Genomic DNA, 21,489 nt, shown 5'->3' on the forward strand with positions numbered 1-21,489 from the left:
AGCGCCGCCGATGAGTCCCGAACACCGTGACCACGCGACTGGTCACTTTGACCACCGACGAACCCGCCCGCCAGTGTCCACCACAGTATTCCGACGATGATAGATAGAGACGCCGTCCGCGACAACGCGAAGTACCTCAGAAACGTCCGCCCGATAGACCCCGACGAGATTGCGGAGTATATCGAAGGGAAACCACATCCCGCAGTCGTCAAGCAGACGCTCCGTGACGAAGCCTACGACCTCGGACTCTTCGAGCAAGACGACGGGACGTTCGTCCCCGCGAACGAAGCGTCGGTGACGCCACCCGGATGGTCGCCGGAGGCGTTTCCCGACGAGTACTCGTTCGCACTCGAAGACCTGCTCATTCGCCGCTACGGCGCGAACTGGCACGTCAAAGACTCGGGTGACAGACTCCGCCAGCGCGTCCGCCAGTTGAAAGAAGACTACTACCGCGGGAATCCCGTCGAGTACGACGACGACGCCGCACTCGGCTACGCACTGTACCACCTGCCAGACTACTACGCGGCTATCGGGTACGTCCTCGACGACGTTGCAGAAACTGGATTGCTCTCTCGCCGGCTGCGCGTCCTCGATGTCGGCGCAGGAACTGGTGGCCCTGCTCTCGGACTCCACGACTACTTGCCCGACGACTCACTCGTCGAATATCACGCAGTCGAACCGAGTGCATCCGCCGACGTGCTCGAACATATGCTCGGAGAGACGCGGCGGAACTTCCGAACCAGCATCCACCGAGAGACGGCAGAGGCGTTCGACCCAGACGGCGAGTACGATATCGTCCTCTTCGCGAGCGTCCTGAGCGAACTCGACGACCCCACAGCAGTCGTCCAGAAGTATCTCGACGTACTCGCAGACGACGGGACTATCGTCGCCATCGCACCCGCAGACCGCAACACGAGCATCGGACTCCGTGACGTCGAGCGAGAAGTCGCACCCGTCGATGGCGACGTGACCGTCTACGCACCGACGCTCCGTCTCTGGGATGGGTACGCGCCGTCGGACCGCGGCTGGTCGTTCGACGTTCGGCCAGACCTCGACGTCCCGGGGTTCCAGCGCCGACTCGACGAGGGACGCGACGCCGAAGAGGACGAGGGGACGTTCGTCAACGTGGACGTACAGTACTCCTACAGCATCCTCCGAACGGACGGAAAGCGCAGAGTGGACATCCGTGCGAACGCGGCGCGATTCGCCAAGATGGCCGAGATGGAGCGCCACGTCACGAATCGTATCGACCTGATGGCGGTGAAACTGAGTCACGACCTCTCCGAAGGAAAGAATCAGGTGTTCAAGATTGGCGACGGAAGCCAAGCAGTCGACCACTACGCCGTTCGGACGAAACCGACGATGCTGAACGCCGACCTCGAAGATGCGGCGTACGGAGACGTCCTGGTCTTCGAGAACATCCTCGCCCTCTGGAACGACGACGAGGAGGCGTACAATCTCGTCGTCGACGACCAGACCATCGTCGATAAGGTTGCCTGAGTGAATCGCCTGAGCGGGTCGCCTGCGTGAATTACTCGAGTGAGTCGCCTGCCAGTGGTGGGACCGGCGACGAGACTGACAGAGACATCGACGAGGTGTTCGACGGGTGGATTTTTGCACACGCCCACCCCAGTCGATAGCATGAGCGAACGTTCTATCCTCCTCACGAACGACGACGGTATCGAGAGCGTTGGCTTTCGAGCCCTCTACGATGCGCTGTCGGAGTTTGCGGACGTGACAGCAGTCGCCCCCGCCACAGACCAGAGCGCCGTCGGGCGGAAGATGTCGTCGGATGCAGTCGTCACCGAACACGAACTCGGATACGCACTGGAAGGGACGCCCGCAGACTGTACGGTCGCCGGGCTGGAAGCGCTCTGCCCCGACGTGGATATGGTCGTCTCAGGAGTCAACAAGGGTGCGAACATCGGTGCTTACGTTCTCGGCCGGTCCGGAACCGTCAGCGCTGCTGTCGAGGCGGCGTTCTTCGACGTGCCCGCGATCGCCCTCTCGATGTACGTCCCACCCGGGGGCGACGTTCCGTGGCACGAGAAAGCCACCGACCCCCGAGACTACCGCGAGGCGACGCGTGCGGCATCCTACTTCGTCAAACACGCCGAACCTGCGGGTGTGTTCGAGCAGTGTGATTACCTGAACGTCAACGCACCCATGCCGACCGAGGACGCCGAACCCGCGGATATGGAAGTGACGTACCCATCGGAACTGTACGACATGACCGCAACGTTCGACAACGGAACTGTCCGACTCCACGACCGTATCTGGGAGCGGATGTCGTCCGGCGATATCCCCGACCCCGAAGGGACGGACCGTCGCGCTATCGTCGACGGGAAGGTCTCTGTCTCACCGCTCACCGCGCCGCACACGACGCACCACCACCAGGCGCTCGACGCACTCGCCGAGACGTATCTCTGAACGGCGCCGAACGCTCAGTTCGTTCGACTGTCGGCCAAGAGTTTATACGCGATAGCGACCACACCCGTGAGTATCGCAAAGACACCGAACACGACTGCGAGGAGGCGGACGACGAGGAGGACGCCACCGCGAGTGAGTCCGAACCCAACGACTGTCAAGAGAATCCACCCACCGAAGACGACGGCGTAGAGCGCGAGCATGCTATCTTCGGTGGCATAGCGGAGGGCCTCGCGAGCGGAAAGGTCACTCATAGAGTTCGTGATACGTCAGTGTCATATTTGTGTTCCGGTTTCCCGAAAGTCACCTGAGGACGAGGCCGGATTTGGTGAACCGTGTCGATACCCCATGAACGGTCAAATGCTATCATATATCGTGGTAATGCTATGCACGCTGCGCTCGTACCCTACTTTGGGGCAAAGAAATGGCAGCAATTGGCAAAGAAACGAACGTAGAGCTACTCCAGAGTGCCTACGACGCGTACAACAAGGGTGACCTCGACACCGTACTGTCGGTGTTCGCGGACGATATCGAGTGGGTCGAACCCGAAGGCGCGCCGAGTCCCGGCACACACATCGGCCCAGATGCAATCTTGAACGACATCTTCATGGAGACGATGGCGACGTTCGAAGACCTCTCGGTGGAGCCTGACCGGATTATCGACGGTGGCGACACTGTCGTGGGAGTCGGGCGGTTCCGCGGCACGCACAGAGAGTCAGGCAAGCAGTTCGACGTTTCGTTCGCACACGTCTGTGACATGAAAGACGGCAAGATGACGAAGTGCATCAACAACACAGACACCGCAGCGATGCTCAGTGTGCTCGAAGCGTAAGCCGAGACAGGAGAGAGTCGCGGCCACGACCCGGTGGTCGCGTCTGGGTTTTTTGATCGAGAAATGGTGGCCAGCCACGAATCTCGGACGGCGATAGACGAAGCTAACGTTGATGGGTACTTCTGCCGACAGCAAGGACATGACAGAAGCAGACGCCATCGAGGCGGTTGACGAACCCGGAACCGTCTCTTCGCTCGCAGCGGCGTTCCGTTCCCTCGGGATTGGCGCTGGCGACACTCTCCTCGTCCACTCCTCGTTGAGCTCGCTGGGGTGGGTCGCTGGCGGCCCACAGGCCGTGGTCGATGCGCTTCAGGACGTGCTCACCCCGGAAGGAACACTCGTCATGCCAACCCACAGTACGCAGTACTCGGACCCAGAAGGGTGGGAGAATCCACCAGTCCCTGACGAATGGATTCAGCTGATTCGTGACCAGATGCCGCCGTACCGCCCCGACGTGACCCCAACGCGCGGGATGGGTGCAATCCCCGAATGCTTCCGTACCTATCCAGGTGTCGTCCGAAGCGACCACCCACTATTCTCGTTTGCTGCGTGGGGAGCAGATGCCGACGCGGTCGTCGACGGGCACGACCTCGAGTACGGACTCGGCGAGGGGTCGCCGCTCGCCCGCGTCTACGACAGAGACGGAGACGTGTTGCTACTCGGCGTCGGCCACGACCGGAACACGTCGCTTCACCTCGCCGAATATCGAGCAGACTTCGAGACGGAACTCGACCACTCGTCCGCACCACTCCTTCGTGACGGCGAGCGAGTCGTCGTCGAGTTCGACGATATCGAGATTGACAGTGATGACTTCGACGCAGTCGGTGCCGATTTCGAATCCGAAGTCGGACTCACCGAGGGGCCAGTCGGGGCGGCGACTGCCAAGCATGCGAGTCAGGTCGAACTGGTCGACTTTGCAGTGGACTGGTTCGAAGAACATCGCTGAGGTCGCAGTTCGACGTCTTCCCCGTCCGCGGTTCAACATCTTCCCCGTCCGCAATTGCTGGGAACTACAGCAGCCCCACCAGCACGAAGACTCCGAACCCGCCGATGACGACGCCAGCGAGTTGGTTTACTCGCCGCAGTACCGGTCGGGTGAATCGCGTCCGAAAGAGACTCACCCCGGTACTCAGGAGGAACCACCAGAGCGCAGACCCTGTCGTCACGCCAACGACGAGAACAGCGGCGTCGACGTACGTACCGGAGAGACCGACACCTAACCCAGCGAAGATTCCAACGAACGCCAGAATCGTCACTGGGTTCGTGAGCGTCAACAGAAACGTCGACGCGTAGTCGCGTGCCAGCGTCTGGTGTTCGGCCGTCGTTCGGTCTGTCTGTGTGCCCGTCGATTCGCCACCCGTGGTGGGTTCGGCACGGAACGATTGCAGACCGAGATACACCAAGAACAGCCCACCGACGAGACGAATCCCTGTCTGGTGGTCCAGGAGAATCGACGACAACGCCGTGAGACCAAACCCGGCGATTGCGGCGTAGACAGCGTCCGCGGACGCCGCTCCGAGGCCGCTGACGAATCCAGCGCGTCTCCCCCTAGCGAGCGTCCGCTGAATACAGAGGATGCCAATTGGGCCGACGGGGGCCGCAATCGAGACACCGAGGGCGATACCCTGCAACAGGATGGTGGTTGTCGTGGTTAATACGAGTCACCTCGTTGCATTCCCGAGGGACCAACGCGGTAAAACCGTTCTGTAGACACGTCGCTTGCCTCTCTCGGGGAACTGTCGAAAAAATCGGTGGGAGTCTGCTGCCGGTGTTAGCTCATCAGCGTCGCGTCAAGCGTGATTTCGGGACCTGCAAGCGCCATCGAGACCGGACAGGTTTCTTTGGCCTGTTGGGCGATCTCCTCGAAGGTTTCTGCGTCGATGTCGGGGATGTCGGCTTCCAGCGTCAGTTCGATTTTGGGGATTTCGAATCCACCACCGTCGGCAGGCCGAAGGTGAACGTCTGCCTCGGTGTGGAGTTGCGTCGCTGTGTAGCCTTCTCCTTCGAGGAGCGCTGTCAGTTGCATGCAGAAACAGCCAGAGTGTGCCGCGCCGATGAGTTCTTCTGGGTTCGTCCCGGGTTCCTCTTCGAAGCGAGTCGGGAACGTGAGCGTCCCTTCGATTAGTCCGCTCTCAGTCGTGAAGTCACCGCTTCCATCCTTTCCACCTTGCCACGTCGTTTCGGCTTGTCTAATGGGCATTCCACACGTAGCATCGGGTTCCACCAGTAAGGAAATACCGGCGAGACGTGACAGTGGACTGAGCACCACCTTGCCCAACTTACTGCCGCGAAGGGTTATCTGAACTGTCGACGTATCGACTATCATGTCCTCTTCTCGGAGTCGGCCAGTCGAGTCACGAGGCATCGCTGCGTTTTTGCTGCTGACGTTCGGGTGGTCGTGGGCGTTCTGGGTACCACGGGCACTCGTTTCCGAAGGCTACCTCGAGAGTTTCCCGGTCCTTCCAGAACTCGGTGCGTTCGGACCGACGGTTGCTGCGTTCGTTCTCGTCGCTTACACCGGTGGGTTACAGGGTGCGGTTCGACTCGCCAGGCGCGCTGTCCAACTCGACTACCCGCGACGATGGCTCGGTGTCGCACTCCTGTTCGCACCAGTCGTCGTTCTCGTCGCACTCGCCGTCGCCGTCGTCACCGACACGACACCGTCGTTTCCGTGGGCAGGGAACCCGCTCGTACTCCCCATCGCGTTCGTGGTCATCTTGCTTCTTGGCGGGCCGATTCAGGAGGAGTTTGGCTGGCGAGGCTACCTTCTCGACGCACTCCAGGCCAGATTCGGTGCCGTCGGAAGCGGCGTGCTCGTCGGACTCGTCTGGGCCGTGTGGCACTTCCCGCTGTTCTACATCCCGAGTGAGACGATTTACTACCGAAATCCGTTCCTCGGGTTCGTCGTCTCGATTACACTCTTTTCGGTGCTCCTGACGTGGGTGTACAACAATACGAACCGGAGTCTCCTCCCTGCACTGTTGTTTCACGCGTCGTTCAACTGGTCGCAGGCGATGTTTCCTGTTCTCGACTCCGACCCCGCAAGTCTCGCGTTCGTGGCACTTCTCGCGGTGAGTACGATTGCCGTCGTCGCGTACTGGGGAAGAGAGACGTTGGTTCGGGGTAGCGGGTAACTTCTATCGAGTTCGTTCGGCCTTCGGCCTCACTCCCCTGCCTACCGCATCAGATTGTACAACAACACCGCGACCACGAGTCCGGCGAACAGGCCCGTGAAGAAGAAACTCGCCACGGCACCTTCAGCGTGCAGCAGGTAGTCGATCCCGCTGTACGACGTGAAGTTCTGCCCAATCATCGGCCAGAACCAGAGGAAGGCCCACACAGGGATACCGACGATGATACCCAACTGTTGGAGGGTGCGAAAAATATCAGATTGGTCTCTCGTCTCCGAGTCGGTCATCTCTGTCGAACGATATCGTGACAGTGTAATAACAACTTCGGCAGAATCACCGATTCTGTCGCTGCTCAGCCTTGTTTATCTCGATGAGCAGCCGGAAAATCGCCTTCACGAGGTTCGAATCGACTTCGAAGTGGTCGGCGTTCTGGCCGGCGCGTTCCATCACGCGTTCTTCTTGCGATTCGTCGGTCGTCGGCAGGTCGAGTTCGGCTTTGACCTGCGCGACGGTGTCGGCGACGTAGGTTCTGCGAGCGATGAGTTCGACGATTTCACGGTCGATGTCTTCGATTTCTGCGCGAAGTTCGTCGAGCGTCATATCTTGGACCGATGCGTTGGGTGTGTCGCTGTCGTCTGTCATAGGATTCGTGCTCCGTCAGTTCGGGTCGTGGTCAGTCGTGTCTCGCCGTCGCGGGCGTCCCACAGCGTCTGGACCTGTTCGAGGTCGTCGCGGTCACCGACTGCAACGACGCTCGGGCCGGTTCCAGAGAGGGAGACACCGTCTGCGAGAGGCATCGCTTCGACGGCCGGGTCGGTCGGGAAGTCCAGCGCGGCCGAGAACGCGAGGCCGTTGACCGTCATCGCCTCTGCGTACCGGCCTTCGAGTGCGAGCTCCGCGACGAGATTAGCCATCGAAGCGACGTCTTCACAGCGAGATACGTCGGCATCGGCACTGAAGGCTTGCTCCGGCGGCGTCCACACGAGGACGTCCCACTCGGGTTCGTCACGGACGACGAGTTCGTCTGCGGTGTTGTCGGTGACGACGACGCCACCGAGCATAGATGCCGATGCATCGTCGAACGCCCCCGTGACGGTGACGCCAACCTCTCTGGCCGCTCGAACGCCGAGGCGACAGGCGTCGATGCGAGAGATGTCGTCGTCTGGTGCGGGACCGACTGACGCACCAACTGCGTCGAGCGCGGCGAGGACTGACGCGTTCGCGGCGGCGCTCGAACTCTTCAGACCGGCGGCCATCGGCACGTCGCTGTCGGTTTCGACGGTACCGCCCTCGCCGTCGCCGTACGCCTCGACGACGAGTTCGACACAGCGCTCGATGAGTCGCGTGTCGGCGTCGGGTGCCTCCGCGATGGTCCCGCGAACCTCACTCGAGTCGTCTAACTCGACAGTCGCGGTGGTCTCTGCGTCGATCGCGAACGCGGAGCCAGTACCCGTCGCGAGAGCGTTCAGGATAGTCCCTGCTCCGAGGGCGGCGGCTCGGCCGTGCATACGTCTACCGACACGAGCGGAGAGAAAGAAGTAGCGGTCGATGCCATATCATCCGCTGTCGATTACCCTCGGATTCGATACGCCGTATCGCGTCGTTTTTCACCACTCCGGCGGTATCGTCGGCTATGAGCGCCCGAAACGATATCGCCCCGAGTACCCTCGGCATCGAACTCCACGACTACGGCGTCGAAGTGGAGTACATCGACAACCGGACGACAGTCTACCGAGGCGTCCCCGAGGCGACGACGGGCACGCTGCAGACGAGTCCCGGCAAGGAAGTCCACGTCCTCGTCACCGACCCGACGGAGACGGAGGGCGTGATGATGTACGTCAACGACCTGAAGACGCACGACGACGTGCTCGAATCGAGCGGCGTCGGCCGGGTCATCCTCGCCGAAGGCGACGAAGAAGAACTGTTCCCGGGTGTCGTCGCTCGCCGCCTCGCAGGCCACCGATTCGAGATCGAGGCCAACCCAGACGTGGCCCGCGGGCGCGTGTTCGTCTTCGTCGAAGACGACTGGAGCGAGCAATCGTACGAATTCGTCTCCGATTGATGCTCCGAAAACGCTGGGAACCGCTGGAGAAGCGGACGATTGGGAAGGCACCGGAAGCCTACGGCTATTTCGAACTCGGCGACGCCGATGGGAACCTCGTCGGACGCGGCGTGGGCGTCCTCCGCGACGAACTGAAAGAAGTACTCGCCTACGGCGACGCGGAGCGCGTCCGCTGGGAACGAGCGACGTCGCTCGAACACGCCGAGCGAATCGCCGCAGAACACGACCCCGAATAAGGTTCGCCTGCCGTCTGGCGAACGAGTTCGCGCGTGCTGCGCCTACTGGAGGTACGACGGGCTATCAGTGTCGCAGTTTCCTTCGTGTGCCTCCGCGTCGTCTTCGACGTCGAACAGCAGGCCACACTCTTCACACTGGAACCACGTCTCGCCATCCTTCTGTGTCGTGGTCACCATGTCTAGGGATATCACACGAGCCGGCAAAACGGTTCCCCCGGGCGAACGCTCAAGCCTCGTGACACCGAATCGTCAGCCATGAGCGAAGACGGGGTGACACTCGTGGTCCGTGCCGCTGAAAAACGCGACGCGGGACGCGGGATCGCCCGCCTCCCCGAAGCGGCACGTCGCGAACTCAGTGTATTGAGTGGCGAGACAGTGGTCATCGAGGGGAATCGCGAGACGGTCGCCAAGATGTGGCCGGCGCGGCCCGGCGCTGACGCCGGCGAGATTCTCGTCGATGCCGACACGCGAGCGAACGCCGGCGTCAAAATCGGCGACACCGTTCGCGTCCAGAAGATAGATGTCGACGACGCGAAGTCGGTGACGCTCGACGGCCCCAGTGCGTTCGAACGAACCAGCGTGAGTCGGGAGACGATAGAAGACGTGGTCAAATCCGAGATTCGGAATCGCCCACTGCAGGCGGGTGACCGCGTTCGAATCGAGCGACTCGGCGGTGCCCTTCTCGTCGTGAGCGAGACCCGGCCGGGCGGCGTCGTTCGCATCACTGACGCGACGAACATCACCGTGACCGCAGCAGCGTCGAAAGGCGCGAGCGAGACTGTCCGAGATGCGGTCAAGAGCATGACCGGTGGTGACGACGGAGTCGGAACGCGAGGACGTGCCACTGGCGTCACATACGAAGACATCGGGGGCCTCGACGACGAACTCGACCTGGTTCGCGAGATGATCGAACTCCCGTTGTCGGAACCCGAAGTGTTCGCCCACCTCGGTATCGAACCGCCGAAAGGCGTGCTTCTGCACGGTCCGCCGGGAACGGGAAAGACCCTCATCGCGAAAGCCGTCGCCAACGAAGTCGATGCGACGTTCATCACGATTTCGGGGCCGGAAGTCCTCTCGAAGTACAAAGGCGAGTCAGAAGAGAAACTCCGTGAGGTGTTCAAGGAAGCGCGCGAGCGCTCGCCGAGCATCATCTTCTTCGACGAAATCGACTCGATCGCGGCCAAACGCGACGACGGCGGCGATGTCGAGAGTCGAATCGTCGGCCAACTCCTCTCGCTCATGGACGGCCTCGACGCTCGCGGCGACGTGGTCGTCATCGGGGCGACGAACCGCGTGGATAGCCTCGACCCGGCACTTCGTCGCGGCGGTCGATTCGACCGTGAAATCGAGATTGGCGTCCCGAACGTCGGTGGCCGACACGAGATTCTCGACGTTCACACCCGGCAGATGCCACTCGCGGACGACGTGGACATCGACAAACTCGCCTCGCGGACTCACGGGTTCGTCGGCGCAGACCTCGAATCGCTCGCGAAGGAAGCAGCTATGACTGCACTTCGGCGCTCTCGACGAACCGGCGATGGAGTTCCAATCAACGAACTGACGGTGACCCGTGCCGACTTTGAGGCGGCGATGGCGGCGGTCGAACCGTCTGCGATGCGGGAGTACGTCGCCGAACAACCGACCAAGGGGTTCGAAGCAGTCGGCGGCCTCGACGACGTGAAACGGACGCTCGAACGCGCCGTCACGTGGCCGTTGACCTACGCACCGCTCTTCGAGGCGGCGTCGACAGACCCACCGACCGGGCTTCTCCTCTACGGACCGCCGGGTACCGGGAAGACGCTCCTCGCGCGTGCTATCGCGGCCGAAAGCGAGGTCAACTTCATCCACGTCGCCGGCCCGGAACTCCTCGACAGATACGTGGGCGAGTCCGAAAAGTCCGTCCGCGAGGTGTTCGACCGGGCGCGACAGGCCGCACCGAGCATCCTGTTTTTCGACGAAATCGACGCACTCGCGACCAACCGCGACAGCCTCGGGTCGGACTCCGGCGTGACAGAACGCGTCGTCTCGCAACTCCTGACCGAGATGGACAACGCCGCCGACAACCCGAACCTCGTCGTCCTCGCGGCAACGAACCGCCGCGATGCACTCGACCCAGCGCTCCTTCGCCCCGGCCGTCTGGAGACGCACGTCGAAGTGCCCGCACCCGACATCGGGGCCCGTCGCGCCATCCTCGACGTTCACGTCCGACACAAACCGCTCAGTCCCGATATCGACCTGAACGACGTGGCCGCGCACATGGATGGGTACACAGGTGCAGACATCGCCGCAGTCTGCCGCGAAGCAGCACTTCGAGCGATTCAGGACGTGGCCAACGCCTACGAGGGTACGGCCGCGAACGAACACGCAGACGAGATTCGAATCACTCGCGACCACTTCAACGCCGCACTCCAGTCAGTGAGCCCGACGCTCTCCTGACGACGGAGAGTCTTATTTTCCGGCACTGATTACGTGCCGTGTTCACGTGCAACAGTGGTCTGGTCCTGCATCGCCAGTCCGAGCGCGTCGTCGGGCATGACACGTCTCTCTTCGCCCTGAACTGACAAAATTCTTATCTGTGCTGGTTGGTAACAATAGACATCAATCGAGCAGGGCTAAGTCGCCGTGAAGTTCGCGGTTCATCACGTCCGCAACGAAGAGTCGGATACGCTTGTGCAGTTCTTCTTCGGTGTCGTAGGTTTCGACTCTGAGGTCCCAGCGCGTCCGCGCTGCGCGAATCATCTCGCTCGTGACCGTCGATTCGTGGACGAAGACGATTCTGTCGCCGTGGGTCTCCGAGAGTCGTTCGAGAATCGACCCTGCCTCTTCGCCGACGCCGAAGTTGTGCCCGAGAAACGGGAGGACGAACACGGTGACGTTGCTCGCTTCCGCGAAAGCCAGACTCTGGGTCGCAGCATCGACGTCGTCGGTGTCGATATCGATGTCGACGGCGAGGAAGGCGTTGACACCGGGGTCTGCACGTAACGACCCTTGGACACGGCGGAGGAGCGCGAGTGCGTCGTCGATATCGTCTCGGTTGGAGAACAAGCGGCGAATCGGCCCGGGGAGCTCCTCGATGTCGATGTCCTGGAGTTCCTGTTCCGAGAGGACGTAGTTCAGGTTGAACGACTTGTACGGGCCCATCACGTAGACGAGAAAACGGTCGTAGGTCGTCCGGCCGAGGGCGTTTCGAATCTCGTCGCGGCTGATGGAGTCGCGCATACTCCGTCGTACTGACCGAACACATATATAAAAAACGGCCTTTTCAGTGAAGTTCGACTCAAGAATTGTTAAGTCGGTGTACGACATCTCTCTAGCTGAGATGGCGACGAACTCTCCGGCCGACGCGAAGGGACTGCCCGAAGACCCGGCCGAGTTGCTGCCGCCGACGAGCGTCCTCACGCTGGACGAGTATCTCGACATGCAGGCGGCCATCGGTGACCGAACTCGGTTCACCCTGTTGTACCGGTTGGTCCACTTCGGCGAACGGAGCCCGAAAGAACTGGAGGACGCACTCGACATCCGGGCGAACAATCTCCACTACCACCTCCGAAAGCTGGTCGACACCGGGCTGGTCGAGAAACGAAAACGAACCCGGGCCGACGGCGATGGGTTGTTCGCCTACTACCGCGCCACGTCGCTCGGCGCAGATATCCTCGAATACGGCGTCGAGGAACTCATTCGGCGTGAACACGACTACCGCGACGCGTACACGTCGGAGTAAGATAGTTCGCCTCGGATAGCTTCGTCGCGTCACCTGCCGGATGCGCCGCCTATTTGGTAGTAGGTCACACACCAGACACCGATGTCAAATCTCCTGCCAGAGGAAGCACAAGAGAAACTGATTTCGACGTGTCGAACCGCCGCGGGCGACAGTCTCCGGTCACTGACGTACTTCAACCGATTCGACTACCTGCAGGTCTACCTCCGTGGCGACCTCGAACAGGAGGCCGACCTGAACTCCTTTATCGGCAACGAGTGGCACGACTTCAAGATGACGCAGGACGCCTACCGCGGGTCGGAACTCGGTGACTATCAGTACACGATTCGGGTGTTCGAAAACGGCTATCTCGTCCGAATTACCCTCGAAGATATCGGCGTGTTCGTCACGACAGACGGCATCACGATGCAGGACTTCGAGGCGCTCAGAACGGCCGTCACCTCGATTCTCGAGGAGTGGGCAATCGCAGAGTAATCGAGCCCAGAATCAGTCCCAAAACGACTGCGTTCGCGCGTACTCGCGTTCCCGCTCGAGAATGTCGCGGTAGAAGTCGTCTTCGTCTTCGCGAAGTTTGTTGATGATTCGCGCCGCGTTGTGTGGGCCGACGCCACGGGCGGCGAGCGCGATAACCGCCTTCTTGCCGTGTGCCTGAACGAGACTCGCGGAGCGATACGCTCGCTTGGTCAGTCGCTCTTGTTCCTCGTCTTTTTCTCTCGCTCGGACTGCTTTGACCGTCTCTTCGTCCCACGGGTTGAGCGCGGCGATTCGCGTCGCCCCGCACTGTGGACACTCCTGCGGGTCGCGGACGCGCTTGACTTTGGTCTTCCGCGTCCACTCCTTGCAGTGCAGGCAGAACAGCAGCAGGCGGTCGTTTTGAATCCGGTCACGAATCGTCTCGATGACGCTCGCGTCGGCGTTTTCGGGGACGAGGAGGTCGGTACCGGACCCGCGTCCACCAGTCCCGATTGGCGTTGGTTCGCGCGCGACGACGAGTTCTACCTCCCCCGAGTGGAGGCGGCGAAGCAGTTCGACTGTCGCTTCGACTTCGAGGTCCGTGTGGAACACTTCTCTGACTGCCTCGTCGTAGACTGGCGTGTCTTCGAGCGCTGCGAGGAGTCTGTCGCCGCCGAACCGACCCCGACCCTGCCAGCGTTTGAGCGCCCCGAACTTCGCGGCGACCTGTGCGAGCGTGAACTTCAGCGAGTCGGAGCGTTTGAGTGCGAGTTCGAGGAGCGCTTCGACGTGGTCGGGGTCGGTCTCACGGAGCACCTCGGCGAACGTCGTCGGCGACACCTTCCCGGGTACGTCGAACTCGACGCGATACGGGTCGACTTCCATCCCGACAGACGACCCGGTTCGCTGGCCGATGAGCGCCGACAGCAGTCGTCCGAGCGTCTCGTTCACTCGGTGACCGTAACAGGAGTTTAGCGTCACCTTTCGGGGCGACCCTTCGAGGACGAGACGGTCGGCTGTCGGAATCGGCGCACCCGTCTCGACCTGTCGTTCGATGGGGCCGAGTGCAGTCGAGACCGTATTCGCGTCGGTCGGATAGCGCATGGCGATGTCGCGGGCAACGCTCTCACGGTCCGCGCCCGACTCGAACTGCGGTGCCGCCACGTCTCGGAGTTCTCCGACTTCGCCAGCGACGGGAGCAGGGACTGGAATCTCGGACCCGACCCACGATGGCACTTCGCCACCGGGGTCTTCGATTGGCGAGACGTTCACCCGTGCCTCTTCGTCGTCGACGTCGTTGACGCGCCACATCTCGCCGCGCTGGATGAACGTCGCACCCGGAGACGCGAAGTTGAGGACGAACTTCTCGTCCAGCGTCCCGATTTGCCGACGCGAAGACATGTCGTGGACGTCGTACGTCTCCTCGTCGGGAATCATCGAGAGATTGGCGTAGAAGTACTGCCACGTCCCACTGGACTTTTCGAGGAGGTCTTTGTCCTCGTCGACCCAGAGCAGGCGGTTTTGCGAAAGTTCGCGGACGACGGCACGAAAATCGTCTTCCGACAGGTCGCGGAAGGGGTACGCCCGGGTGACGATTTCGTAGGCGCGTCGGGCAGAGACGTCGCCGTAATCCATGACGATCCCGACGATTTGGTTCGCGACGGTGTCGAGACTCCCGTGGTGGACGCGAGCGGGTTCGACTTCGCCCGATTCGGCCCGGCGGGCGATTGCGAGTGCTTCCAGCGTGTCGTCGGGGTGGTCGGTGACGATGGTCCCTCGCGAGACGACGCCCAATCTGTGACCTGCACGCCCGACTCGCTGCAGGAGTCGGGAGACTTCGCGCGGACTGTTGTACTGGACGACGTGGTCGACACGGCCCACGTCGATGCCGAGTTCCATCGACGACGTACAGATGAGGGCGTCCAATTCGCCGGATTTGAACCGGTCTTCCACGTCGATGCGGACATCTTTCGACAGTGACCCGTGGTGGACTTCGATGGAGTCGCCCAGTTTTTTGAACCGAGAGCCAAGTGCTTCGGCGGTCTGGCGGGTGTTGACGAAGACGAGCACCGACTCGTGTGTGCGGACGATGTCGCGGATGGTCCGAACGTGACTCGCGATTTCGGGGTCGGTGGCGAGTCTGCCGGCCAGTCGCTCGTCTTCGTTCGTCACCTCGGGGCGGACCACCTCGAACTCGACGCGATTGTCCACGTCCACCTCGATGATTTCGAACTCACGGTCACCCGTCAGAAACTTGCCGACCTCTGTGGGCGACCCGACAGTCGCCGAGAGACCGATTCGCTGGAACGGGCCAGCCAACTCCTGGAGACGCTCCAGTCCGATAGTCAACTGCGCTCCGCGCTTGGCCGACGCGAGTTCGTGCACCTCGTCGACGACGACGTGGTGAACGTCCGAGAGGGCTTTCCGCAACTTCTTGCCCGTGAGCATCGCCTGCAACGTCTCGGGCGTCGTCACCAACACGTCCGGCGGGTCGTTCGCCTGCTTCTGGCGCTGATACTGCGTGGTGTCGCCGTGGCGAACGTCGATGTCGATATCGAGCACCTCGCCCCACCAGTCGAGACGCTGGCGCATGTCGCGGTTCAGCGCCCGAAGGGGCGTGATGTAGAGCGCCGAGATTCCGAACCTGTCCTCGGCGTCGCTGATGGCCGAAAAGACCGGCAACATCGCCGTCTCCGTCTTTCCGGTCCCAGTGGGTGCGATGATGAGGCCGTTCTTTCCGGCGGCCAGCGGCGGGATCGCTCGACGCTGTGGCTCTGTCGGTGTCGAAAATCCACGCTCCGACAGCGCCGTGCGGACGGGCGACGAGAGCGTCGTGAACGCGTCCATTCCGGCGGCCTCGCCGTCTGGCATCTGTCCCGTGGTTATGGTTCGAACTGATTAAGCACACCGCTCGGGGTGGTCACGGCCGTACACTTCATGTCGACCCATAGTCAACTTTGGTTCGATGTCCCCGAATCGTGTCTTTTGGCTCTCCTTCGCAGTCTTTGGACTCGCCGCGACGGTGTCCGTCGGTCTCGACATCATGAGAGGAATCGTCGGTATCGGAACCGTCGCCGCCCTCTTTGGCATCCTCGTCATCGGCTATGCATCGACGACTGCACTCCGACATCCCGAACGGGTGAACGTCCCAACAGAGTGGGGACCACCCGGTCACACGTTCTGATAGTCGCCCAACCGCGTCCCGTCTAACAGATACGCCTCGGCGTCTACGAGTCCGTCTGGCAAGAACGGCGAGAGAAATCCCTGTCCGGGGACGTTGATCCACGTCCCGCCGGAGGTGTTGTTGAACGCCGGAAACAGCACGAGCTCCGGGTCGTGCCACTCCAGTTCGGAGACAGCCACGTCGAAGTGGTCGGCGAACACGTCCGGAACGAGCGACCCGCGAAGCCACGCCCGCTCTTTTCGTGCGCCACCGACTTCGTCTTCGAGTCTGACAGCCGGGTGTTCGTGTGCCGAACAGACCACGTCGGCGGCGAGGACATCTCGCGAGGGCCACGTGTGCCCGTGACAGAAGCCAACGTCACCGAGTCGGACGCCGTCGCGACCGGTCACCTCCACGGAGTCCCCGAAGAAATCGGCGAGGCCGCCGTCGTGGTTGCCGGGAACGAGCGTCATCTCTGCCCGGTCGGTGACTGCGTCGACGAGGTCAGTCAACTCTTCGGCTTCTTCGCCTCTTGGGTCGCCGATACGATGACCCAGATCTCCGAGGACGACGATTCGGTCTACGTCGGTTCGGTCGAGAAGCGAGAGCAATCGCTCGCGGCGGACCGCAGCGTTCGAGGGGAGTTCGACCCCGCGTTCGTACCGCAGTCCAGCCTCGATGCCGGCGTGGTAGTCGGCGAGAACGAGCGAGCGCTCCGGGAACCCACGACGCGTGGTCCGTGCCACGGCGGCGGGTTCACCGGGAACCGGTTCGACGAGCGGGCCGGTCACGGCCTCAGATAGCCTTCAGCACGTCGTCTTGTGGTTCGTAACAGCGACCACCGAGGAGCGCGTCCTGAATGGCGTCTTCGACTGCGCCAACGTCGGCACCGTACTCGTCGACGACGGCCGCGACCACGTCGTCGTGGTCGGCACCGTCCCCGTCGTCGAGGTCTTCCATCACGTCGACGACGACCGATTCGAGGTCGATATCCTCGGCGGGCGTGTCGTCTGCCGATGAGTCGGTGTCGGCGGCATCGGTGTCGTCGTCGGCTTCTTCCGCGTCTGCTGCCGCTTCGGCTTCGGGTTCGTCGGTTTCGGCTGCCTCAGTTGTGTCCGTCTCGGTTGCGTCCATCGAATCGTCCGATTCGGCCACTTCTTCGTCCATCTGTTCGGAGATTTCGTCCACGTCGGGCACGTCGATATCTGCCTCTCCGGCCGGGTCCACCTCAGACCCGCTCGTGAACTCGGTTCCGAACTCGGATTCGATTTCGGCGCGTTCCTCGTCGTCCATCTCGTACATGCCAGACGGGTCGACCGCGTCTGCCTCCGAATCGGCAGTCGTGGTCTCGGCGTCGGCGGCGACATCGGCTGCCGCCTCGGAGTCAGCTTCGTCTTCGATGTCCGGGAGGTCGTCGTCGAAGTCACCCAGTTCGTCGAGGTCGGGTTCGTCCAGCGACGAGGATTCGTCTGCACTCTCGTCGTCGAAGTCGCCGAGCGACTCTGTCGTCGATTCGACTGGTTCTGGTTCAGGCTCTGGGTCGGGTTCTGGTTCTGATTTGGGTTCAGACTCTGGTGCCGACTCAGCCGAGACTGTGTCTGGCTCCGATTCGACTTCGGGTTCTTGCTCTGATTCCGGTTCCGACTCGGTCGGTTCCGGCTCCGGTTCTGCTTCGTCAGTCTCTCCTTCACCGTCGTCGTCTGCGACGACATCGTCTGCGTCTGCGACGACATCGTCTGCCTCTGCCGTGTCAGATTCAGCCGGCTCCACATCGACGTTGTCGGCCGGAAGGAGGTCGAGTTCCGGCAGCGCGCCGAGCGTCACGTCGCCTTCGTCACCCGGCGACACCGTGAGATTCTCCACCTGGTCGCGTTCGCCAGCGACGAGTTCGAGCGCCTCGATGGCGAGCGTTCGCACTGCTTCGAGGTAGGCACGCGTGGTGCCGTAGTGGTCGATGGCGCGTGGGATGCCCGCCGCGAGTGTCGATTCGACGCCGCGGGCTTCGAGATGGCGGCGCAGTTCGTCGCCGCGTTGCGGCATCGAGAGCGCTTCGTCGAAGACGGCGATACGGTTGAGCGTCGCTTCGGCGGCGGTGACCAGCCACCGGTCACGCACGTCGGCGTCGATGGTGTTGATACTCTCGGGTCGAATCGACGTGTACACCACGTCGGCGTCGTCCGGTTCGTACGTCCGGGCTTTGCCTGCCAGTGCGACGAACGCCGGCGGCGTCGCCTGCTCCAAGAACGCCATCGGGTCGGGTTGGTACTGCCCGGCGTAGGTGATGAACGCGCCCGTCGGGTCGGCGATTCGCCCGCGAAGCACTTCGTCGTTCACGTGCTCGACTTCCGTGAGCGCGCCTGCGACGAAGGTTCGGTTGAGTCGCGCGCCCGTCGGCGTCACGACGTAGTTCGGTGCGCGCTCTTCGTCGCTCTCGGAGTACGACAGCGACGCGTCGTCGAACTCGGCGGCGAAGACGCGGTAGGCGACTTCGCGCGTGCCGACGACCGGTGAGGAACTCATGCGCCCACCTCCGTGAGGACGGCCTTCGCACGGTCGGCCGGGTCGTCGTCGGACTCTTCGAACTCGTCTGCTTCGAGGTTCGCACCGTACTCGTCCACCGAGAGGTTACCGCGAACGCGGTACTCGCGACCGACGAGTTTCGACGCGATTTCGTCCGCGACGACTTCCTTGTCCATCGCGTCGCGGGCGGCGGCCATCGCATCTTCCATCGTCCCGCCGTAGACGTCGGTCGTCAGGTCGTGGTCGAGGATGGCCGTCAGCGTGCCGGTGCCGTCGTCGAGAATCGCTTTCACGCGCATGTCGTCTTCGCCCTCCACCTCGCCGTGTTGGCGGCACTGGCCGTTCTGGATGACGCGACCACAGTCGGGACAGCGTTCGATGAGCCCCGACCCGTCGCGGACTTCGAGGACGTTTCCGAGCACTTCGACGTCGAACATGCCACCGGCATCGACTGCCTCGCCAATCTTGAGGCGAGGCGCGGAGTCGGTGACAGAAACTGGCTCGTCGAGCACGTCGAGCGTCGTGAACTCGGAGAGGTTCACCTGTGGGACGCCGCGGAATTCGCGGACGTACACGTCGGAGAGGCGAACGCTCGCATCCTCTTCGATATCTGGGCGCGGTTGCCAGTCGGTGAACGGCAACCGTCCCGTCTCGTCGGCGAGGACACCCGAGAGAATCGTCGTCTCACCGTTTCGACCGCTAATCGTTCGTGACTCGACTTCGAGAACGCGAGCGTCGACGGTTCGGCCACGGTCACCGGCCTGGAGGTCGATGAGGCTCGCTTCGCCGCCGATTCGGTCGTCGTACGGCGTCTCGACCGTCTCCGATTCGACGCCGACAGTCGAGGATGCGCCGATGTTGAGTTCGGGTTTGCCGTCCCACTCGCGGACGCCGGCGTTTCCGATGGTGACCGAGTCACCGGGTTCGAAGCCGAAGTCCTGCCACGCAGTGTACGATATCGTGCCGGATTCGTCTGCGAGTTCGCCTTCGCGGATGGTCTGTTCGTCGCCCTGGTAGACGATCGACCGCGTGCCGACGGTGAGGACGCGGACAGTCACGGAGACGTTGCCGTCGTTCGGCCCGATGTCGGCGATGCGCTTCGACGACGGCGGCCCGTCGCTTCCGGACGAACCGCCACCGTGTTTTCGGCGGACGCTCTGTTTGGCTTCGTCCAGTGGGACGCTGTACTGCAAGAGGTTCTGCAGGTCGGATTTGACCTCCTCTTTGTCAACACCGAGAGCGGAGGCAAGCTCCTCGGCATGTGGTTCGATATCCATCGATGAGCCATTCGGCCCCTTCGGATAAAAAGGGTTGCTGGCGTGCGGGACGGGACGCGTCAGTCGGCCAGCTTCCGTGGGAGAATCACTAAGTGGTCGCGTGTCAGTTGAACGCGTATGACGAACGACGAGACTGCCGAGACAGACGAGGACGTTTCCTTCTCTCTGACGATCGAAGACGGGTGGACGACGATTCTGATGGAAGGCGACAAGGACACTGCCGTCGTCGTCCAGTCGGCGTCAGGCGAGCGAATCTACCTTCCGCCGGAAGGATTCGACGCCGCCCAGAACGACAGTCCGTACCAGCGGTCAGATAGTCCGTATCAGTCGTCGTACGACTCGCCGTACCAGTCGATTCAGACCGACGACTCGCCGTATCAGTCCGCACGCGGGACGATGCCGCGCGAAGGGATGGTTCCGACGAGAGATGGCTACCGGATTCGACATCCCGAACCGGTGACCGACCTCCGTCTGCTCCGTTAAGTTCGCTCAGTCAGCCTATTCGTCTGTTTCGTCCGTGTTTCCGTCGAGAACCTGATGGTAGTATTCGACCGTCTCGTCGACCACGCGGTCCCACGTGTACGGTTCGTATTCGGGCTCGCCTTCGAGCGAAAGCCCGTACTCGATACCGTCCGCAATCGACCGCGAGTCAGGTTCGACTTCGATGACGCAGTCGTCGGGGAGCACCTCTGCGGCACCGCTTTCGGTGGCGACGACGCGAGTGCCCACCGAGAGCGCCTCGACGATGGTAATCCCAAACGGCTCAGACAGCGACGGTGAGACGAAGAGGTCCGCAGACGCGTAGTAGTCGCCCAGTTCTTCTTCAGGGATGTAGCCAGCCCACTTGATTCGGTCTTCGACACCGAGGAGTTCCGCGAACCGTTTGAGTTGGTCGGTGAGGTGGCCGGACCCGCCCATGACGAGCGTCACGTCGTCGCGGTCGAGTTTCTCCAGCGCGTAGACGAGGTGCGAGATGCCTTTCTGGTCGGTGTGTCGGCCGACGAAAAACAGCATCTTTCCGTCGATGTCGAACTCGTCTTTCAGGTCGCGCCCCGTCGTCTCGACTTCGGTAAAACCGTTGTAGATGACGTGACAGTCGCCGCCGTACTCCTCTTTGACCTTTCCTGCGAGGAGGTTGCTCACCGCGATCAAGTTGTCACAGCGCTCTGCGATGCGGCGTTCGGTTTCGACCTCTCGTTGTGGTGGGTCGATGTTGCGGTCAGAAGAGAGGGAGTGGAACGTCGTCACCCACTCGACGTCTTCGTTGTTCGACTTCGCACGCGACCCGGGTCCGTAGCCGAACCAGTCGTGTGTGTGGACGATGTCGGCGTCCGCCGCCCGTTCAGCGAACTTCGTCCCCAGTCGGCCGATTCGCGTGATGATGTCGCCCTCGCCCGTGGGAACACCGGTGATGCCCTCACGGTCCGGGGCGTACTCGGCGGGGAGGACGAGTTCGATTTCGACGTCGTCTCGGTCTTCGAGTCGCTCGAACATCTCACCGACGTGTGTGTCGAGTCCACCGCTGACGTTCGGCGGGAACCCCCAACCCAGCATGAGGACTTTTGGAGTCATTGATGCCACAACCTACCACACAACCCTATTTAATTCCTGTCCGATAGACATCGTGGTGACACGTCACCGAAAGGCGTTTTCGCACCCCCTCCGACCGA

The 21,489-nt window shown here is 62.1% G+C and carries 25 protein-coding genes; 12 read left to right on the forward strand and 13 right to left on the reverse strand.

Features of this window, described 5'->3' with window-relative positions; translation table 11 throughout:
• The first annotated feature begins 96 nt into the window (after nt 1–96).
• Both ACK3SC_RS07620 and surE read left to right on the forward strand, forming a co-directional pair.
• A complete protein-coding gene (locus ACK3SC_RS07620) occupies nt 97–1,500 on the forward strand; it encodes a small ribosomal subunit Rsm22 family protein (RefSeq protein WP_416839509.1) in 1,404 nt (467 codons plus the stop codon).
• A gap of 141 nt (nt 1,501–1,641) precedes the next feature.
• The gene (gene surE, locus ACK3SC_RS07625) at nt 1,642–2,430 is read left to right on the forward strand and encodes a 5'/3'-nucleotidase SurE (RefSeq protein WP_416839510.1); all 789 of its coding nucleotides are present in this window, start codon (nt 1,642–1,644) and stop codon (nt 2,428–2,430) included.
• A 14-nt stretch (nt 2,431–2,444) separates the two neighbouring features.
• Here surE and ACK3SC_RS07630 read toward each other — a convergent pair whose 3' ends face one another.
• Nucleotides 2,445–2,681, reverse strand: coding sequence for a hypothetical protein (locus tag ACK3SC_RS07630; RefSeq protein WP_416839511.1), 237 nt, complete (start codon nt 2,679–2,681; stop codon nt 2,445–2,447).
• A 170-nt stretch (nt 2,682–2,851) separates the two neighbouring features.
• Between ACK3SC_RS07630 and ACK3SC_RS07635 the strand changes: the two genes are divergently transcribed.
• Nucleotides 2,852–3,259, forward strand: coding sequence for a nuclear transport factor 2 family protein (locus tag ACK3SC_RS07635; RefSeq protein ID WP_416839512.1), 408 nt, complete (start codon nt 2,852–2,854; stop codon nt 3,257–3,259).
• Between the two features lie 139 nt (nt 3,260–3,398).
• Nucleotides 3,399–4,205: an aminoglycoside N(3)-acetyltransferase gene (locus tag ACK3SC_RS07640; protein ID WP_416839513.1), complete on the forward strand. Its 807-nt coding sequence runs from the start codon at nt 3,399–3,401 to the stop codon at nt 4,203–4,205.
• Between the two features lie 64 nt (nt 4,206–4,269).
• On the opposite strand, the gene ACK3SC_RS07645 is transcribed toward ACK3SC_RS07640, so the two are convergent.
• Complete coding sequence (locus tag ACK3SC_RS07645; protein WP_416839514.1) at nt 4,270–4,890, reverse strand: LysE family translocator; 621 nt, start codon at nt 4,888–4,890, stop codon at nt 4,270–4,272.
• A 140-nt stretch (nt 4,891–5,030) separates the two neighbouring features.
• Nucleotides 5,031–5,459, reverse strand: a complete 429-nt coding sequence (locus ACK3SC_RS07650) for an OsmC family protein (protein WP_416839515.1) — start codon at nt 5,457–5,459, stop codon at nt 5,031–5,033.
• 124 nt (nt 5,460–5,583) lie between these two features.
• Between ACK3SC_RS07650 and ACK3SC_RS07655 the strand changes: the two genes are divergently transcribed.
• Nucleotides 5,584–6,393 carry a type II CAAX prenyl endopeptidase Rce1 family protein gene (locus ACK3SC_RS07655; protein WP_416839516.1) on the forward strand — a complete coding sequence of 270 codons (810 nt, stop codon included), beginning with the start codon at nt 5,584–5,586 and terminating at the stop codon, nt 6,391–6,393.
• A 41-nt stretch (nt 6,394–6,434) separates the two neighbouring features.
• Here the strand turns inward: ACK3SC_RS07655 and ACK3SC_RS07660 are convergent, their stop codons facing one another.
• The 3 genes from ACK3SC_RS07660 to ACK3SC_RS07670 are packed head-to-tail and all read right to left on the reverse strand — an operon-like array spanning nt 6,435 to nt 7,898.
• Nucleotides 6,435–6,677, reverse strand: coding sequence for a hypothetical protein (locus ACK3SC_RS07660; RefSeq protein WP_416839518.1), 243 nt, complete (start codon nt 6,675–6,677; stop codon nt 6,435–6,437).
• A 46-nt stretch (nt 6,678–6,723) separates the two neighbouring features.
• The gene (locus ACK3SC_RS07665; RefSeq protein WP_416839519.1) at nt 6,724–7,032 is read right to left on the reverse strand and encodes a chorismate mutase; all 309 of its coding nucleotides are present in this window, start codon (nt 7,030–7,032) and stop codon (nt 6,724–6,726) included.
• Nucleotides 7,029–7,898 carry a shikimate kinase gene (locus tag ACK3SC_RS07670; RefSeq protein WP_416839520.1) on the reverse strand — a complete coding sequence of 290 codons (870 nt, stop codon included), beginning with the start codon at nt 7,896–7,898 and terminating at the stop codon, nt 7,029–7,031. Before ACK3SC_RS07670 ends, ACK3SC_RS07665 begins: the two co-directional genes overlap by 4 nt.
• A 125-nt stretch (nt 7,899–8,023) precedes the next feature.
• On the opposite strand from ACK3SC_RS07670, the gene ACK3SC_RS07675 reads away from it, so the two are divergent.
• Complete coding sequence (locus ACK3SC_RS07675; RefSeq protein WP_416839521.1) at nt 8,024–8,452, forward strand: DUF5796 family protein; 429 nt, start codon at nt 8,024–8,026, stop codon at nt 8,450–8,452.
• Entirely contained in the window at nt 8,452–8,688 is a 237-nt protein-coding gene (locus ACK3SC_RS07680) for a hypothetical protein (protein WP_416839522.1), read from the forward strand. Before ACK3SC_RS07675 ends, ACK3SC_RS07680 begins: the two co-directional genes overlap by 1 nt.
• Before the next feature lie 42 nt (nt 8,689–8,730).
• Here the strand turns inward: ACK3SC_RS07680 and ACK3SC_RS07685 are convergent, their stop codons facing one another.
• Nucleotides 8,731–8,865 carry a hypothetical protein gene (locus ACK3SC_RS07685; RefSeq protein ID WP_416839523.1) on the reverse strand — a complete coding sequence of 45 codons (135 nt, stop codon included), beginning with the start codon at nt 8,863–8,865 and terminating at the stop codon, nt 8,731–8,733.
• A gap of 78 nt (nt 8,866–8,943) precedes the next feature.
• Here ACK3SC_RS07685 and ACK3SC_RS07690 point away from each other — a divergent pair, with 78 nt between their 5' ends.
• Entirely contained in the window at nt 8,944–11,124 is a 2,181-nt protein-coding gene (locus tag ACK3SC_RS07690; RefSeq protein WP_416839524.1) for a CDC48 family AAA ATPase, read from the forward strand.
• Nucleotides 11,125–11,286: 162 nt separating this feature from the next.
• On the opposite strand, the gene ACK3SC_RS07695 is transcribed toward ACK3SC_RS07690, so the two are convergent.
• A complete protein-coding gene (locus tag ACK3SC_RS07695) occupies nt 11,287–11,907 on the reverse strand; it encodes a hypothetical protein (RefSeq protein ID WP_416839525.1) in 621 nt (206 codons plus the stop codon).
• Nucleotides 11,908–12,007: 100 nt separating this feature from the next.
• Here ACK3SC_RS07695 and ACK3SC_RS07700 point away from each other — a divergent pair, with 100 nt between their 5' ends.
• Both ACK3SC_RS07700 and ACK3SC_RS07705 read left to right on the forward strand, forming a co-directional pair.
• Nucleotides 12,008–12,409 carry an ArsR/SmtB family transcription factor gene (locus ACK3SC_RS07700; protein ID WP_416839526.1) on the forward strand — a complete coding sequence of 134 codons (402 nt, stop codon included), beginning with the start codon at nt 12,008–12,010 and terminating at the stop codon, nt 12,407–12,409.
• A gap of 81 nt (nt 12,410–12,490) precedes the next feature.
• Nucleotides 12,491–12,880, forward strand: a complete 390-nt coding sequence (locus ACK3SC_RS07705) for a hypothetical protein (RefSeq protein WP_416839527.1) — start codon at nt 12,491–12,493, stop codon at nt 12,878–12,880.
• A 12-nt stretch (nt 12,881–12,892) separates the two neighbouring features.
• Here ACK3SC_RS07705 and ACK3SC_RS07710 read toward each other — a convergent pair whose 3' ends face one another.
• Nucleotides 12,893–15,730: a DEAD/DEAH box helicase gene (locus ACK3SC_RS07710; protein ID WP_416839528.1), complete on the reverse strand. Its 2,838-nt coding sequence runs from the start codon at nt 15,728–15,730 to the stop codon at nt 12,893–12,895.
• A gap of 94 nt (nt 15,731–15,824) precedes the next feature.
• Between ACK3SC_RS07710 and ACK3SC_RS07715 the strand changes: the two genes are divergently transcribed.
• Nucleotides 15,825–16,043: a hypothetical protein gene (locus tag ACK3SC_RS07715; protein WP_416839529.1), complete on the forward strand. Its 219-nt coding sequence runs from the start codon at nt 15,825–15,827 to the stop codon at nt 16,041–16,043.
• Here ACK3SC_RS07715 and ACK3SC_RS07720 read toward each other — a convergent pair.
• From ACK3SC_RS07720 to ACK3SC_RS07730, 3 genes are read right to left on the reverse strand one after another with little or no spacing between them, the layout of a single operon-like run.
• On the reverse strand, nt 16,031–16,813 hold the full coding sequence (locus tag ACK3SC_RS07720) for a metallophosphoesterase (RefSeq protein ID WP_416839530.1): 783 nt from the start codon (nt 16,811–16,813) through the stop codon (nt 16,031–16,033). The two genes, ACK3SC_RS07715 and ACK3SC_RS07720, sit on opposite strands and share 13 nt — an antisense overlap.
• 4 nt (nt 16,814–16,817) lie before the next feature.
• Nucleotides 16,818–18,542 (reverse strand): RPA family protein, encoded by a 1,725-nt coding sequence (locus ACK3SC_RS07725; RefSeq protein WP_416839531.1) that lies wholly within the window; start codon nt 18,540–18,542, stop codon nt 16,818–16,820.
• Nucleotides 18,539–19,819 (reverse strand): Single-stranded DNA binding protein, encoded by a 1,281-nt coding sequence (locus ACK3SC_RS07730; RefSeq protein ID WP_416839533.1) that lies wholly within the window; start codon nt 19,817–19,819, stop codon nt 18,539–18,541. The genes ACK3SC_RS07725 and ACK3SC_RS07730 overlap by 4 nt, the downstream gene beginning before the upstream one ends.
• Before the next feature lie 117 nt (nt 19,820–19,936).
• Here ACK3SC_RS07730 and ACK3SC_RS07735 point away from each other — a divergent pair, with 117 nt between their 5' ends.
• Nucleotides 19,937–20,302 carry a hypothetical protein gene (locus tag ACK3SC_RS07735; RefSeq protein WP_416839534.1) on the forward strand — a complete coding sequence of 122 codons (366 nt, stop codon included), beginning with the start codon at nt 19,937–19,939 and terminating at the stop codon, nt 20,300–20,302.
• Between the two features lie 15 nt (nt 20,303–20,317).
• On the opposite strand, the gene ACK3SC_RS07740 is transcribed toward ACK3SC_RS07735, so the two are convergent.
• Nucleotides 20,318–21,373, reverse strand: coding sequence for a glycosyltransferase family 4 protein (locus ACK3SC_RS07740; protein WP_416839959.1), 1,056 nt, complete (start codon nt 21,371–21,373; stop codon nt 20,318–20,320).
• Nucleotides 21,374–21,489 lie beyond the last annotated feature (116 nt).

Source organism: Haloferax sp. DFSO52 (genome assembly GCF_048158745.1).
GTDB lineage: Archaea > Halobacteriota > Halobacteria > Halobacteriales > Haloferacaceae > Haloferax.